The sequence below is a fragment of the Bacillus sp. AFS031507 genome (genome assembly GCF_002584635.1).
Classification (GTDB): domain Bacteria; phylum Bacillota; class Bacilli; order Bacillales; family Cytobacillaceae; genus Neobacillus.
Genome location: NZ_NUOW01000006.1, coordinates 337,065 through 351,558, shown reverse-complemented (window position 1 = coordinate 351,558; position 14,494 = coordinate 337,065). Strand labels below are relative to the sequence as shown.

At 36.8% G+C, this 14,494-nt stretch carries 18 protein-coding genes and 1 pseudogene; 16 read left to right on the top strand and 3 right to left on the bottom strand.

The annotated features are described in order from the left end of the window. Window positions 1-55 precede the first annotated feature (55 nt). Window positions 56-652 (bottom strand): hypothetical protein, encoded by a 597-nt coding sequence (locus tag COE25_RS08360; RefSeq protein ID WP_098932276.1) that lies wholly within the window; start codon window positions 650-652, stop codon window positions 56-58. A 482-nt stretch (window positions 653-1,134) separates the two neighbouring features. Here COE25_RS08360 and COE25_RS08355 point away from each other — a divergent pair, with 482 nt between their 5' ends. Then, window positions 1,135-1,329 carry a hypothetical protein gene (locus tag COE25_RS08355; protein WP_257208734.1) on the top strand — a complete coding sequence of 65 codons (195 nt, stop codon included), beginning with the start codon at window positions 1,135-1,137 and terminating at the stop codon, window positions 1,327-1,329. 302 nt (window positions 1,330-1,631) lie between these two features. On the opposite strand, the gene COE25_RS08350 is transcribed toward COE25_RS08355, so the two are convergent. Next, the gene (locus COE25_RS08350) at window positions 1,632-1,904 is read right to left on the bottom strand and encodes a YqhV family protein (protein WP_088086614.1); all 273 of its coding nucleotides are present in this window, start codon (window positions 1,902-1,904) and stop codon (window positions 1,632-1,634) included. Window positions 1,905-2,450: 546 nt separating this feature from the next. Between COE25_RS08350 and COE25_RS08345 the strand changes: the two genes are divergently transcribed. From COE25_RS08345 to COE25_RS08285, 13 genes and pseudogenes are all read left to right on the top strand, one after another. Next, complete coding sequence (locus COE25_RS08345) at window positions 2,451-2,585, top strand: BA3454 family stress response protein (RefSeq protein ID WP_098932274.1); 135 nt, start codon at window positions 2,451-2,453, stop codon at window positions 2,583-2,585. A gap of 42 nt (window positions 2,586-2,627) precedes the next feature. Continuing rightward, window positions 2,628-3,302, top strand: coding sequence for a ribose-5-phosphate isomerase RpiA (gene rpiA / locus COE25_RS08340; protein ID WP_180247447.1), 675 nt, complete (start codon window positions 2,628-2,630; stop codon window positions 3,300-3,302). Window positions 3,303-3,382: 80 nt separating this feature from the next. Beyond that, a pseudogene (locus COE25_RS08335) lies at window positions 3,383-3,609 on the top strand (ArsC/Spx/MgsR family protein); the annotation flags it as partial. Window positions 3,610-3,731: 122 nt separating this feature from the next. Continuing rightward, window positions 3,732-4,157 carry a MarR family winged helix-turn-helix transcriptional regulator gene (locus tag COE25_RS08330; RefSeq protein WP_088086618.1) on the top strand — a complete coding sequence of 142 codons (426 nt, stop codon included), beginning with the start codon at window positions 3,732-3,734 and terminating at the stop codon, window positions 4,155-4,157. 58 nt (window positions 4,158-4,215) lie between these two features. Further along, on the top strand, window positions 4,216-4,614 hold the full coding sequence (locus COE25_RS08325) for a DoxX family protein (RefSeq protein ID WP_088086619.1): 399 nt from the start codon (window positions 4,216-4,218) through the stop codon (window positions 4,612-4,614). A gap of 90 nt (window positions 4,615-4,704) precedes the next feature. Next, window positions 4,705-5,643, top strand: coding sequence for a ring-cleaving dioxygenase (locus COE25_RS08320; protein WP_088086620.1), 939 nt, complete (start codon window positions 4,705-4,707; stop codon window positions 5,641-5,643). Between the two features lie 23 nt (window positions 5,644-5,666). Further along, entirely contained in the window at window positions 5,667-6,275 is a 609-nt protein-coding gene (locus COE25_RS08315; RefSeq protein ID WP_098932272.1) for a flavin reductase family protein, read from the top strand. Window positions 6,276-6,312: 37 nt separating this feature from the next. Next, a complete protein-coding gene (locus tag COE25_RS08310) occupies window positions 6,313-7,257 on the top strand; it encodes a ring-cleaving dioxygenase (protein WP_098932271.1) in 945 nt (314 codons plus the stop codon). After that, window positions 7,257-7,868, top strand: a complete 612-nt coding sequence (locus COE25_RS08305) for an alpha/beta hydrolase (RefSeq protein ID WP_098932270.1) — start codon at window positions 7,257-7,259, stop codon at window positions 7,866-7,868. The genes COE25_RS08310 and COE25_RS08305 overlap by 1 nt, the downstream gene beginning before the upstream one ends. Window positions 7,869-7,890: 22 nt before the next feature. Continuing rightward, on the top strand, window positions 7,891-8,316 hold the full coding sequence (locus COE25_RS08300) for a DoxX family protein (protein ID WP_098932269.1): 426 nt from the start codon (window positions 7,891-7,893) through the stop codon (window positions 8,314-8,316). A gap of 215 nt (window positions 8,317-8,531) precedes the next feature. Then, a complete protein-coding gene (locus COE25_RS08295) occupies window positions 8,532-9,002 on the top strand; it encodes a CBO0543 family protein (RefSeq protein WP_098932268.1) in 471 nt (156 codons plus the stop codon). Window positions 9,003-9,165: 163 nt separating this feature from the next. Further along, on the top strand, window positions 9,166-9,408 hold the full coding sequence (locus COE25_RS32215; protein ID WP_098932267.1) for a diguanylate cyclase domain-containing protein: 243 nt from the start codon (window positions 9,166-9,168) through the stop codon (window positions 9,406-9,408). 87 nt (window positions 9,409-9,495) lie between these two features. Next, window positions 9,496-10,149 carry a carboxymuconolactone decarboxylase family protein gene (locus COE25_RS08285; RefSeq protein ID WP_098932266.1) on the top strand — a complete coding sequence of 218 codons (654 nt, stop codon included), beginning with the start codon at window positions 9,496-9,498 and terminating at the stop codon, window positions 10,147-10,149. A 136-nt stretch (window positions 10,150-10,285) separates the two neighbouring features. Here COE25_RS08285 and COE25_RS08280 read toward each other — a convergent pair whose 3' ends face one another. After that, window positions 10,286-11,188, bottom strand: coding sequence for a LysR family transcriptional regulator (locus COE25_RS08280; RefSeq protein ID WP_180247445.1), 903 nt, complete (start codon window positions 11,186-11,188; stop codon window positions 10,286-10,288). 158 nt (window positions 11,189-11,346) lie between these two features. Here COE25_RS08280 and COE25_RS08275 point away from each other — a divergent pair, with 158 nt between their 5' ends. Further along, window positions 11,347-12,864 carry a long-chain-fatty-acid--CoA ligase gene (locus COE25_RS08275; protein WP_098932264.1) on the top strand — a complete coding sequence of 506 codons (1,518 nt, stop codon included), beginning with the start codon at window positions 11,347-11,349 and terminating at the stop codon, window positions 12,862-12,864. 68 nt (window positions 12,865-12,932) lie between these two features. Beyond that, complete coding sequence (locus COE25_RS08270) at window positions 12,933-14,453, top strand: aldehyde dehydrogenase family protein (protein ID WP_098932263.1); 1,521 nt, start codon at window positions 12,933-12,935, stop codon at window positions 14,451-14,453. Window positions 14,454-14,494: the final 41 nt, after the last annotated feature.

Below are 14,494 nucleotides of genomic sequence, written 5' to 3'. Positions count from 1 at the left end.
TTAAATAAAAGCCCGAAATCATAAGATTTCGGGCGTTACCCATCGGTATTTTGGGTCAGACTCTTCCTTCAAGTATTTGCTTTCGATACTGGACGGCTGTCAGTAATTTATAACCTCTAAGCTTTGGAATCATGTTATCGAGCAGCGCAACCGCCTCTTCCTTTTTCCCATCATTAACAGCTTGATCGACGTCTAACATTTTCAAAAAAAAGGTGTCTGTTATCTTCTCTTTATTTTGTTTGAATGCTTCTATGTCGCCTTCATTAATGGCGATATCCGACAAAACGTACCACTTTGTCTTATGTCCACCCATTTGTGTAAGAAGTTCTTTTGCCTTTCCGTATTGCTTCCGCTCCATCAAGAGCATCAATTCGGAGTTTCGTTTTGATTTTTTGGAACGGATTTTCCCCATCGCTTGTTCCGCTTCCGAGAGGTACCCGTGAAGAAAATGGTAAAGGAATTGCAAATAAGGCGATTTTGATTTTTTTAAGTACGCCATCATCTTTTCGGCATCCTTACCAAATAAAAGTGGGTTTCGAAACATGATAAAAACAAGCACGGCAACCAATACGCCATACATGATCCAGATGGGAACCTGGAAAAATCCCATCAAAAAAGCAAACAGAACGACAAGCAGCAAAAACCAAATCATAGAACCCTCCGTTAACAAGTTATTTTCCTATTTTACCACACTATAATTCGTGGATTAATCAAATAAAGATATCCCCCATCCCTTTTGTTTTTATTTAAAAAATTTACCTAAAGGTATTTAAAATAATAAATTATTCCTATAATGGGGTGTTCGAAAAACTCCGTTTTACAGATGAATTTTTTGACAATTAAGAAGGGAGTTTGTTTTTTTTACTTTGCTAATGAAGGGAATTCAATGATACATGAAGTTGGGGTAAATAAGATGGAGGAACTTATAAATGTTAAATTATTTTTATAGTTGTTTGTAAACATCACCACGCCTACATTTAAGGTACGGTTACTATGAGAGATACCGCCTTGATAATTCAAAATATTGACAAAATTAAGAACGATTTTGTCGCATTAATCATCATATAATGAACGTAAAGAAGGGAGTGCAAAGATTCAAATAATTCATCAGAACTATGAAAGAAGGTGATGGAAATGTCACTCGCTCACTTTGATGATATTTATCAAATCTGTTGTGGAATGGAAGAGGAAGAAACATTAAGAAAGGCAAAGCTTGCGAATGAACGGTTAAAACTCATGAAAGATCTTATTCCGGATGACTTTCGATGGTGGGAAGAGGCAATTAGAGAGAGTTTAAACGAAGAAGAAAGAGAGGTATTTTATGTCTAAAAAGAATACTAGGTGATCGTCCCCCGTTTGTTCCGAATCAAGGAATGATGGGGGATTATTTTTTTGTTGCTGAACCCAGTATGCTGAACGGACCGGGATGGCAATCCTCTATAATGAACAGACAATAAATGCTAATAACAAATGCAGTAAATGACATTAGACTTCATGTACAACTCGCATGAAAATAATTTCCTCAAGAATTGAAGAAATTAAAATACTTAATTTTAAGACCTTCTTTTTGATCAATGTTTTTTCCTGTCATTCCTTTATTTTCTAACCTATAAAGAAACTTAAACGGAAGATTATGATTTTACACCGATAAAAATACAGCCAACTCCGATGAAAATCCAGACTATTTTGGTAAATGAAATATTCCCAGTCAATCCCAGAACACCAATTGTAGTCGTTAAGATGAGAATAATAGGGCCAACGAGTGCTAAAGAACTATTAACTAAAAGTGCCTTTTCAACTGAATTAAACTTAATCATGAGTATAGCTGCAAGTATTTCAATACTTCCTGAAAGTACTCTTATTAATGCCATTCCCAAAACGGCTATTTCAATAAAAATAAACATATTCTCCTCCTATGTAATACTGTTCATCACTCATCCGTATATGTTTACTATATGAATGGAGGGACAAGGACTTAACGAAATGCATATCCATGGGAACGTCAAAAAAGACAAGATGAAGCGTAACCCTAGAGTGCATGAATCCCTTGGTATCCCAAATATATACCAAACACGATTAATGAAACCCCGGAAACAATAGAGATAGCGATTAGACTCTTGTACATTTTATGAGAAATATTTAGACTCATGCCAAAAAACGAATAACGGCAACCAATACGCCATACATGAACTGAGGTATTATAAATTTTTCCCTTAAGAGTTTGTGGGCAATCTCTTACCATTAAAATCTTGTAACTGGAGAAAGCTATAATAAATCTCATAACCATACTGTAAAAAAATAAATATCTTTAATTCGAGATATTTTACTTGATGATAATTTATTCAGAAGATATTATAGGTTACATAAAGTAAACGAAATTATTTAAAGTTCCTTGGTATATAAATGTTATATTAAAATATTTAATTGAAAAATGGATAGGGGTGAAACAAATGATAGAAGTGACTGTGAAATTAAATTATAAAGGAAAATATTATTTAACTAATGTAATTGTTAAAAAGGACACACCTGAAGAACAAATTTTGCATTTCGCACAAGAGCAAATTAAGAAACAATGGTTAAATTAAAAAATGAATCTCCAGATCTTTAAGTGAAAGGGGCAAATGGCCTTGAATGAAAAAAAAGAAGTCGGAGAAAAAGCTGTAGATTATGTGAAAGAAGGAATGGTAGTTGGACTTGGAACTGGCTCCACTGTATTTTATACCATTTCTAAGCTTGGGAAATTAGTTCAACAAGGATTTTCTATTAAAGGAATACCTACGTCTAAACAAACGGAAAAATTAGCAATAGATGTAGGAATCCCAATTGTTTCATTAAATGAAATTGATCATATTGATCTAGCCATAGATGGTGCGGATGAAGTGAATCGAGATTTAGACCTTATTAAAGGAGGAGGCGGAGCCCTTTTAAGAGAGAAAATAATCGCGAAAGCAGCTAAAACTTTTATTGTCGTTTCAGACTCCCATAAAAATGTAGATACATTAGGAACTTTTCCACTGCCGATAGAAGTGGTCCCATTTGGATATGAGATGACCATGAAGTACATTCGAGAGCTTGGAGGCAATCCAAAGCTGCGGGAAAAGGATGGGAATCCTTTTCTTACCGATAACGGTAACTTTATTATAGACAGCAGTTTTCAAGAAATTAATCATCCAAAAGAATTAGAGGAAAATCTGAACCTTATACCTGGTGTGGTGGATAATGGATTATTTGTTGGGCTTGCTGATGCTGTTATTACCATTATTGATAACAAACTTGTAACGAAAGTCCGAAGATTGATATAAGAGAAAATAGATACAAACATGGGGGAAGCATGATGGAATCAATGACCTTTGTCTTATTTGGAGCAACAGGGGATTTAGCAAAGTCAAAAGCTTGCCAGAAGCTAAATATAAATATCGACTCTCCTTCACTCCGTGAATTGTATACGATTATTGAAGAGAATCCTGGGCTATTAAGAAAACCATTAATCCTTGATGAAAAAAAATTACAAGTAGGGTTAATGAAGAAGAGTTACGGTGTTTCTTGCCACGTAAAATGCGTTTATTCCAACTTGATGAAGTCCATAGCTTTATTGAAGAAGCTCTATAAAGTCCGTGATTCGGCTGGGGTTATTGTAGAAAAACAGTTATAGATTAAATTATAAACATGTATTGACAATATCTCGAATTCAATATATATTAATTAAAGATATTTAACTAGGAGGTGTGAATATGGAAAGGAAATGTACTAATCATCCATTTTTGCTACTAATGCAAACCTCAAAGGGCATTCAGGAACGAATAAGAGACGAAATGTCCAAAAATAATCTTAGTATTACCGAGTTTTCTGTTTTAGAGGTACTTTTCTACAAAGGGAAACAAACCATTCAGCAGATTGGAAATAGAATCTTGATCTCTAGCGGTTCGATGACGTATGTTATTGATAAACTAGAACAAAAAGGAATCATAAAAAGGAATAACTGTAAAGAAGATCGGCGGGTTATTCATGTAACCTTGACAGCTGAAGGAATGGAAATAATGGAAAACATCATGCCGAAGTATCAAGACATGGTTAATTCTATTTTTGAAGATTTAACAGAAGATGAGTCCGAGTTGATGGTCCATTGTTTAAAGAAAGTTAGAAACAGAGTGGAATAATATATTTTTTAAATTAATATCTCGAAGTCGAGATAAGTAAAAAATAGGAGGTAATAAAATGATGAGTATTGGATTATTAATTATAAGGGTAGTCGTGGGTGTGTCATTCATGGCTCACGGTGCACAGAAATTATTTGGCTGGTTTGGCGGTTACGGCTTAAAGGGAACAGGAGGCTGGATGGAGTCGCTAGGTATGAAACCAGGTGTAATGATGGCCCTCATGGCAGGATTAGCAGAATTAATTGGGGGATTATTGTTTACATTAGGACTTCTTACTCCCCTTGCAGGAATCATGATTGCAGCTACAATGGTAATGGCAATTGTAAAGGTTCATGCTTCTAATGGTTATTGGGCAACACAAAATGGATACGAATATAATTTGACGTTGATAGCGGTTGTAATTGGTTTAGCATTAATTGGACCTGGAAAATATGCATTGGATGCTTTTTTATTCTAAAATATCTCGAATTAGAGAATCCCGATTTTTAATAGTATCAATAATTTAATTATTGAATAGACATCATAATTTTAAAAGGAGTGTTTCAAAATGAGTAAGAAAACAATGGGTATTCATCATATCACTGCAATTGTAGGACATCCACAGGAGAATGTTGATTTTTATGCAGGTGTTTTAGGATTACGCCTAGTGAAACAAACGGTAAACTTTGATGATCCTGGCACGTATCACCTTTATTTCGGTGATGAAGGAGGAAAACCAGGAACAATCATCACATTTTTCCCTTGGGCAGGGGCTCATCAAGGAACCATTGGTGATGGTCAAGTAGGAGTTACTTCATATGTTGTTCCTAAAGGTGCATTGAACTTTTGGGAAAACAGATTAGAAAAGTTCAAAGTCTCTTTTACTAAAATGGAAAGATTCGGTGAGGAATATTTGGAATTTGATGATCCACATGGCCTTCACCTTGAAATTGTTGAAAGAGAAGAAGGAGAAGTTAATAATTGGAACTTTAGCGGGGTAACTCCAGAGGTTGCCATCAAAGGGTTTGGCGGAGCTACTCTATTATCAGCACAGCCCAATAAAACGGCAGATTTGTTAGAAAATGTTATGGGACTTGAATTCGTAGGTAAAGAAGGAGATTTCGCCCGTTATCGTTCTTCAGCTGATATCGGAAATGTCATTGACCTGAAATTAACTCCGATTGGACGCGGAAGAATGGGTGTTGGGACCGTACATCACATCGCTTGGCGGGCTAGTGATGACCAGGATCAATTGGAATGGCAAAAGTATGTTGCAGGAAATGGATATGGCGTAACTCCAGTACAAGATCGAAACTATTTTAATGCCATTTATTTCAGAGAACACGGAGAAATCTTATTTGAAATTGCAACAGATCCTCCAGGCTTCTCTCATGATGAGTCACAAGAAACCATGGGAGAAAAATTGATGTTGCCTGCACAGTATGAACCCAAAAGAGAACAAATTGAACGCAGATTACTTCCATTTGAAGTAAGAGAACTAGACTGATTATACGAAAAGGAATGATTTCTTTGCTTTCAATTGATCCAGCCTTAATGTCTGAAAGAGAAAATTATAAGTTTCTAATAGGAAGCATCATACCTAGACCGATTGCTTTCGTGACAACCATTTCAAAAGATGGCGTTTTAAATGGTGCACCATTTAGTTATTTTAATATCGTCTCATCCAATCCGCCGATGATTTCATTATCTATTCAACGTTCAGAGGGGAGTCAAAAGGATACAGCGAGAAACATCATCAACTCCAAGCAATTTGTGGTCCATATTGTTGACGAACATAATGTTGAAAAAATAAATAAGACGGCTGCAAGTCTTCCTTCTGATCAAAGTGAAGTTAAGTTAGCAAACTTGACTTCAGTGGATAGTGTAAAAATTTCGGTACCAGGTGTGAAGGAAGCAAAAATTCGAATGGAATGTTCATTAGAGCATTCCTTAGAATTGGGAAGTTCTGATCGTCCTGGATGTGATTTTATTATAGGAAGAGTGGTTCAATTTCATATTGAAGATGAAATTTATGAAAATGGAAGAATTGATGCTAGAGGTTTAGCTGCGGTAAGTCGATTAGCAGGGAATAATTACGCCAAAATCGGTGAGATTTTTGAAATAGAAAGGCCTAAATAACTTCTTAAAATCCCATTTATGAAGTGGAGAGTAAAAAATGCAGAAAACAGCAGGCATTCATCATATATCAGCGATGGTAAACGATGCACAAAGGAATATTGACTTTTATGCAGGTGTACTTGGGTTAAGGCTTGTTAAAAAAACAATCAATTTTGATCGTCCAGAAGTGTATCATCTTTATTTTGGGAATGAAACAGGAGAACCAGGCACAGTAATTACGTTTTTCCCATGGGCAAAACAGCTAAAAGGTCGAATTGGTACAGGTCAGGTTGGAGTCACTAGCTACATTATTCCAACAGGTACAATAAAATTCTGGGAGAAGCGTTTCAAACAATTCGGAATTGTATTTACTTCAGCCAATCGCTTTGGTGAGAAATATTTGAAATTTAACGATCCAGACGGACTCCAGCTTGAACTGATAGAAAGAGATGAAGGTCCAATAAATACTTGGAACTTTGGGGGAATTCAAGCCGAGAATGCGATAAGAGGGTTTGGCGGCGCTGTTCTGTTTTCTGCACAGCCACATAAAACGACGGAAGTGCTGGAAAACACTTTAGGAATGGAATGTATTGGGCAGGAAAATGAATTCCTAAGATTTAAATCTGAAGGACATTTTGGAAATACGATTGATATTCAGTTAAACCCTTCAGTCAGGGGACTGATGGGAGCAGGAACAGTTCATCATATAGCATGGAGAGCAAAGGATGAAGAGGATATACTCAGATGGAGATCTCTTCTTCAAGACAAAGGATACTATCCAACAGAAATTCGAGATCGAAACTATTTCAAAGCAGTGTATTTTCATGAAGAAGGGGGTATCCTCTTCGAAATAGCTACCGACCTACCAGGCTTTTCAGTGGATGAACCAGCCGCTGAACTTGGGGAAAAACTTATGTTGCCATCTTGGCTAGAGTCAAAAAGAGAAGAATTAGAAGAAACCTTACCGCCTGTAGAGGTTCGAGTTCTGGAGGGAGATAAATAATGAAACATATATTCAATAAGGGGCAAAATCAAGCAAAACCCACGTTGTTATTGCTTCATGGTACAGGAGGCAATGAATTAGACCTGCTGCCACTTGCAGGAATGATTGATGATGAGGCAAATGTACTAAGCGTTCGTGGGAATGTATTAGAAAATGGAATGCCTCGATTTTTTCGCAGATTAGCAGAAGGGGTATTTGATGAGGAAGATCTTATTTTTCGAACAAAAGAGTTAAACGAGTTTCTAGATGAAGCATCCGAAAAGTATGATTTTGATAGAGATAATATTCTTGCGATAGGTTACTCAAATGGAGCTAATATTGCTGCGAGTTTATTATTTCACCATCAAAATGCTTTAAAGGGTGCGATTCTTCATCATCCCATGGTGCCGCGAAAAGGAATTGAACTACCTGATTTAACTGGGAAAGCAGTATTTATTGCAGCAGGTACCAATGATCCAATCTGCTCGCCATTAGAATCTGCTGAATTACAATCTTTATTAGAAAAGGCAAATGCAAATGTAGAAATTCATTGGGAGAATAGAGGTCATCAATTAACCTCTCAAGAAGTTGAAGCCGCAGCTCAATGGTATCAAAAAGGTATAAACAAATAATTATTTTACGGAGGAGAAAAGAATGTTGGTAAAAAACGAAATAGGAGCACTTATTTTAAGGGTAACATTAGGGGCATTATTCTTAATTCATGGAATCGTAAAGTTTCAAGGTGGAATTGAAAATATTGTAGGATGGTTTGAAAGTATTGGATTACCAGGATTTATGGCATATGGAGTTGCTTTGTTTGAAATCATTGGAGGTATCGCATTAATCATTGGACTAGCAACTAGACTTGTATCCACTTTGTTTGGACTATTAATGATTGGGGCAATCCTAAAAGTAAAACTTTCTGTTGGTTTATTAGGAAATGGTCAAATGGCAGGATATGAGTTGGATTTAGCATTTTTAGCAATGGCAGTTTATCTTGCAATCAATGGAAGCAAGCTATTATCAGTTAGTGACTTGATTTTTCAAAAGGATTCAATTGAGTTAAAAAAAGCTGCTTAATATTGAAAGATAATTTTAAAAGAAAGCTAATCGGAACCTTTCGATTAGTTTTTTTATTACATAGAAAATACTTTTATACTCAAAGGAATAGTAAATACTACCTAAAGAAATAATAGGTAGGAAATTATTTTTACTCTGCTTGATTTGATGGGGTTTTACAGAACATTTTAAGGCGGGAGCATATCAAATTTTGATTTACATCGGAGGATGTTTTTATGGAAAAGAAACTGTTGAATTTACTTACTGCTTTGTGTGTGGTTTCCTTGCCATTTTTATTTAAAGGATCTAAAATGCGAGAAAATCTTGTTATTTTTTTCTCAAAAGGAGTAATTGCAACTCTAATTGATGCTTTTGTGGTTGGTACCAAAAGACTTGAATATCCAGCTCGTCCTTTTCCAAAAATTTTTAAGACAAACATTATTTATGACATATTGTTTTTCCCGCTTTTAAGTGTTATATGGGTGAAACTGACTTATAACGATCATTTAGGCAAAATACTTTTGAAAAGTTTACTTTTTAGTGTTCCCATGAGTATCGGTCAATGGTACTTTGAAAAGAATTCCCAATTATTTAAATGGAAAAAATGGACCGCCTTTCATACTTTTGCAAGTGTAAATTTTACTTTATTTATTATAAGAGGTTTAGTTGGATTTTTAAAAAAATTAGATAAGGTAAAGGGTGCCTAAGTTTATAGAGAGCTAATGCAAAGGTTTGATTGGCTCTTTTTTCTAATTAACAAAAACTAAAAGATTGACTATAAGAATAGAACGAATGGGGGGAATGGAATGACTAGTCTAATTTTAGATAATCCGAAAATTGGGGAAGAAGCATTTGAACTAATCTGGAAGAATACCAGAGCTTCTTAAACAGTTCTCTAATAGATTGGTAAATAATGTAAGGTTAATTAGTGTCCTTGGCCGTATAGGCGGTGATGAATTTTTAATCCTGTTAAAAGACATTAAGCATTCTCAAAACGTTGCAAAAATTGCACGGACTTGGTATTACTCCTCTGATTCACAGATTAATTTTCGACCTAATGAAAAACAATTGATGATCCTTGCTGATCATAAAACTGTCTATCCAACTCAATGATTAACTCTATTAAGTTGAGTAAATATAAAAGTCTAATGGGATTATTACAAGCTCCTTTATTTTTATTTGAAAGAAAGGATGTCTACAATGACAAACAATTTATATGAAAAAGGAAATTTAAAAAATCTTAGTAAACTTAAAGAATTAGCACCAGAACAGCTTGAAGCTTTTTCGGATTTTAATACAGCGGTCATGACAGATGGTGCACTGAGTAAAAAGGAAAAAGAAATCATAGCGGTTGCAATTGCCCATGTAACGGAATGCCCTTATTGTATTGATTCACATACACGACGTGCAAAAGCTGAAGGAGCATTACTTGAAGAATTAGTAGAAGCGATCTTTGTTGTAGCAGGAGTAGAAGCAGGTGGGGTAGTGACCCATAGTACTCATATACATAATGCGATGGATGCAGAAGCAGAGGATTCACTTTATAGACGTTCAAATCTAAAAAACCTTGGTCAATTAAATAAATTTGCCCCTGAAGGCTTTAAAGGTTATTCTACGTTTAGTAGAACAGCAATGAAGAAAGGCAAATTGAGTGGAAAGTTTAAAGAGATTATTGCTGTGGCAGTTGCTCATGCCACGCAATGCCCATATTGTATAGATGTCCATACGAAAAATGCCATGAAGCTTGGATGTACAAATGAAGAGCTTGCAGAAGCAGTAATGGTTACTTCAGCATTACTTGCAGGAGGAGCTTATGCACATATCGCTAATTTGATACAAAGCTATGGTGATTAACAAAAAGGTATGATAAAAAAAGCGGACTCTCATTCCTGATTAATGGAAGGTGGAGTCGGCTTTTTTTCCTTTTTCCTATTGAGGGACTTTTTCTGTGGCCTCCATTTTGGATGGGGGTTTTCTTTAACAATAATCATTAAGATGAATATGTCAGCATTCGGGAATGAAAATTAAAGTGCTCTAAAAATTTTTTTGTGTTAATAGAAAAATGATTATTCTCCGAGCGTACCCAGCCTACACCTATCTTTTCCTGTTCGTAATTTATGATTTCGATAGGAACGATTTCGCCGCTTAATACATAAGGATCATTTTTGTGAGAAAAGTCTGGCCCAAAACTAATTCCTAATCCCTCTAAAATCGCTTTTTTTATTACTTCTGTATTATCAGAGGTAAATAAAATATTCATTGGCCCAAATTTACTAATTAAATCATTTGCAAATCGTTTCACATAATCACCATTATATAAAATAACGTTTTGAGTCACCAATTGTTCAGGAGTTATAAATTTTTGTGACACTAAAGGAGATGATTTGCTGACGTAAACTTTCATCTTTCCTTCAAGTATTACTTCAAATATTAAATCTTCTCGTTTTTTTATTAAATCTTCGTAAATCGTGATTAGGCCAATATCAATCTGGTTATTTTCGACATGTTCAATAATGTGCTGAGTGCTTTTTTCCGAGATTTCTATATTCACATTTGGGAAAGCGTTTTTAAAGGAAGATAATGGTTCTAACAGGAACAGCATAAAGCCAGGGATTGATGATAGCTTTAAATTTCCCGAAGTCACTGTGTTGAAAGATTGGGCCTCCTCTTTAAATTCTTGAAGTCTGACTAATACCTCGTATGCCTTTTTAATTAAGGTTTTGCCTGCATTCGTTGGAACGGCGCCAAGTCGTCTGTGGCGTTTAAATAGTTTAACGCCCAACTCACCTTCTAATCTAGTAATCGATTGACTGATTCCCGATTGAGAAACATGCAGGTTTTCTGCTGCTAAAGAAATAGATCCTGTTTCCGCAACCTTTACAATGTATTCCAATTGTTCGATATGCATAGTTTTCTCCTATAAATATAGAAGTCTAGCTTCTATATACTTCATTAATGGTTGATTTATTTAAGTGTAAATTATATATATAATAAATTCAAGCAATTAATAATTTTCTTAAAATACTTTAAAAAGAGGGGGAATTGAAACGGATGAGGTTAAATTTGAATGAGAATTTAAAGAACAGTGCAGCAAGATTTCCTGATCATACAGCTTACACATTTCTGAATCAAAGTACAACGTATGCGGAACTTGATAAATTAGTAGATTGTACTGCATCCGGGTTATCTGCCGCAGGCATCAGAAAAGGGGATAGAGTCGCTTTAATGCTTGGAAATTGTCCTGAATTTGTAATTGCTTACTATGGGATCCTTAGGGTAGGTGCAGTGGTTGTTCCGATTAATCCTGTCTACACTTCGGGAGAAATTTCCTATATTTTATCGAATAGCCAAGCAAAAGCTGTGATTGCTCATTCATCTTTAGAAGCGACAATATCTCCATTGAGAGAGAAACTAGAAAATTTGAAAATGGTTATCTACACAGATTCAATCGAGTCTGAATGGACTTGGGAGCGTCTTATTCATGATCCAAAAGAAAATTTTGAAAACCCTTTCATTGGAGAGGATGATTTGGCGGTCATTCTTTATACTTCCGGCACAACTGGAAAGCCCAAAGGCGCCTTGCTATCCCATCGAAATATGGCATCCAATGCTGCTTCGATGTCCCAGCTTGCTGAGTTCACTGAAGAGGATCGCATCATTGCGGTTCTTCCCATGTTCCATGTGTTTTGTATTGCGACTTGCATCAACATTCCGATTGCTTGCGGGGCGGCCATTGTCATTGTTCCGAAATTTAGTCCAACCGAAGTGATCCATACGATTAGAAAAGAGAAGGCGACGATTTTTGCCGGAGTTCCGACTATGTTTAGCTTTTTGTTGCAGGTACCAGGCGCGACGGCAAAAGACTTTTCATCGATTCGGGCTTGTTTTTCAGGCGGTGCTTCGATTCCAGTTGAATTATTACATAGATTCGAAGAAAAGTATAAGGTCCACGTTTTAGAGGGGTATGGCCTTTCTGAAACGGCTCCCGTAACAGCCTTCAATCCGTTACGGGGAACACGGAAACCAGGCTCTGTAGGTATAGATATACCGGAAGTAAAGAATAAAGTGGTAGATCCGGATGGAATGGAAGTTCCAAGAGGAGAAATTGGAGAATTGATTGTAAAAGGTCCGAATGTGATGATGGGGTATTTAGGAATGCCGGAAGCTACATTTTCAGCCTTGAAAGATGGATGGTTTTATACAGGTGATTTGGCCCGAATGGATGAAGAAGGGTACATATATATCGTAGACCGTAAAAAAGATATGATTCTCGTTGGCGGGTACAACGTCTATCCAAGAGAAGTGGAAGAAGTATTATATCAACACCCGGCCATTGTGGAAGCAGCTGTAATAGGGATTACGGATAATGAATATGGAGAGATTGTAAAGGCTTTCGTTGTATCTAACGATGAAAGTATAACGATCGATGACATCTTACATTTCTGCCAGGACAAGCTTGCAAAGTACAAGCTTCCAAAACAAGTGGAATTTATGGAGGAACTTCCTAAGAATAGCACAGGTAAGATTTTGCGAAGAGCTTTGCGTGTTGAACAAGTGGAAGTTAATTAGTGTGATAGAGTTCTTTTTTTAAAAATATTAGGTGGTTTTTAAAAGAGGAAAAATAAGGAGGAGTTGCTATGAAAGCAGCTGTGCAAACATTGGAATTTTCACTTTTTATAAATGGGGGGTGGAAGCCTGCGTTAAGTGGAGAAACGTTTGAGGTAGTAAACCCTGCAACTGGTGAAGTGGCAGCAAAGGTGGCGAAAGCCGGTAAAGAGGATGTGGAGGCGGCTGTTTCCTCTGCCCGCCAGGCTTTTGATTCGGGGGTATGGTCTAAAAAATCCCCACAAGAACGTGCTAACGTACTTGTCCAATTTGGAAACAAGATTATTGAACATGCTGAAGAATTGGGTTACCTAGAGTCAATCAGTTCGGGGGCAACAGTTCGCCGTATTTCAAATATGGACATCTTAACAATCGTCGATCTCTTACAGCAAACGGCAAAGTTCACTGTAGAGTATCCGTATGTCGAAGCCCTTCCTACTTTACCCTTCCCTGGACCAAGCAATAACCAGGTATGGCGGGAACCAATTGGTGTTGTAGCGGCCGTTACCGCTTGGAACTTTCCAATGATTCTGGCGATGTGGAAATTGGCTCCTGCTTTGGCAATGGGGAACTCAATTGTGGTCAAACCAGCTTCCAATACGCCATTGTCTACCTTGAAATTAGCAGAATTGGCGGCTGAAGCAGGAATTCCAGCAGGTGTATTCAATGTGGTATCTGGCCCAGGAGCCAGCATTGGAGAAGCACTTGTAACCCATCCAAGTGTAGACAAAGTTGCTTTTACCGGTTCAACAGAAGTCGGGGGCCGCATTATGCAGATGGCAGCCGGAACGGTAAAACGCGTCACCCTTGAGTTAGGCGGGAAATCACCAGCAATCGTATTGCCGGATGCGGACTTGAGTATTACCATTCCAGGCATTTTATTCGGATTCTTATCACACTCTGGACAAATTTGTGAATCAGGCACTCGTGTTCTAGTACATGATTCCATTTATGAACAAGTAATTGAACAATTATCTGACCTTGCAAGCACCATTACAATTGGAAATCCATTAGATATCGCGACAGGTATGGGGCCGCTGGTATCACAACAGCAATTGGAAACCGTCCTTTCTTATATTGAATCCGGTATTCAAGAAGGGGCGCGATTAGTTTGCGGCGGAAAGCGCAGAATCGTAGAAGGATTTGAAAATGGATATTATGTTGAACCGACCATTTTTGCAGATGTTCATAATGACATGAAGATTGCGAGAGAAGAAATTTTTGGTCCTGTTCTCTCCATTATTCGTTACTCCACTGTTGAGGAGGCAATCGAAATTGCGAATGACACGATTTATGGATTAGCAGGTGGAGTTTGGACAAAGGATGTAAATAAAGGATTGAAAATAGCCCGTGAATTAAAGGCTGGAACAATCTGGATCAATGATTGGCATATGCTCCGCAGTGATGCTCCATTTGGGGGATACAAGCAAAGCGGTTTCGGGCGAGAATTAGGCCGCCACGCACTTGACGAATATTCACAAGTAAAGCATGTTCACTGTTCACTAGTACCTGAAGTAAGCCAAAGACCTTGGTACCAAATATTATTGGGATAATACAGATTACTTTATTAATACAAAAATAAAAAAGCAGGTGA

What these genes read in the sequence shown, in the direction of transcription:
- COE25_RS08355 (WP_257208734.1), top strand. Translation starts at nt 1,135, where the DNA reads ATGTCACTCGCTCACTTTGATGATATTTATCAAATCTGTTGTGGAATG.
- COE25_RS08330 (WP_088086618.1), top strand. Translation starts at nt 3,732, where the DNA reads ATGGAAAGGAAATGTACTAATCATCCATTTTTGCTACTAATGCAAACC.
- COE25_RS08350 (WP_088086614.1), bottom strand. Translation starts at nt 1,904, where the DNA reads ATGTTTATTTTTATTGAAATAGCCGTTTTGGGAATGGCATTAATAAGA.
- COE25_RS08345 (WP_098932274.1), top strand. Translation starts at nt 2,451, where the DNA reads ATGATAGAAGTGACTGTGAAATTAAATTATAAAGGAAAATATTATTTA.
- COE25_RS08360 (WP_098932276.1), bottom strand. Translation starts at nt 652, where the DNA reads ATGATTTGGTTTTTGCTGCTTGTCGTTCTGTTTGCTTTTTTGATGGGA.
- COE25_RS08310 (WP_098932271.1), top strand. Translation starts at nt 6,313, where the DNA reads ATGCAGAAAACAGCAGGCATTCATCATATATCAGCGATGGTAAACGAT.
- COE25_RS08300 (WP_098932269.1), top strand. Translation starts at nt 7,891, where the DNA reads ATGTTGGTAAAAAACGAAATAGGAGCACTTATTTTAAGGGTAACATTA.
- COE25_RS08275 (WP_098932264.1), top strand. Translation starts at nt 11,347, where the DNA reads ATGAGGTTAAATTTGAATGAGAATTTAAAGAACAGTGCAGCAAGATTT.
- COE25_RS08285 (WP_098932266.1), top strand. Translation starts at nt 9,496, where the DNA reads ATGACAAACAATTTATATGAAAAAGGAAATTTAAAAAATCTTAGTAAA.
- COE25_RS08270 (WP_098932263.1), top strand. Translation starts at nt 12,933, where the DNA reads ATGAAAGCAGCTGTGCAAACATTGGAATTTTCACTTTTTATAAATGGG.
- COE25_RS08295 (WP_098932268.1), top strand. Translation starts at nt 8,532, where the DNA reads ATGGAAAAGAAACTGTTGAATTTACTTACTGCTTTGTGTGTGGTTTCC.
- COE25_RS08325 (WP_088086619.1), top strand. Translation starts at nt 4,216, where the DNA reads ATGATGAGTATTGGATTATTAATTATAAGGGTAGTCGTGGGTGTGTCA.
- COE25_RS08305 (WP_098932270.1), top strand. Translation starts at nt 7,257, where the DNA reads ATGAAACATATATTCAATAAGGGGCAAAATCAAGCAAAACCCACGTTG.
- COE25_RS08320 (WP_088086620.1), top strand. Translation starts at nt 4,705, where the DNA reads ATGAGTAAGAAAACAATGGGTATTCATCATATCACTGCAATTGTAGGA.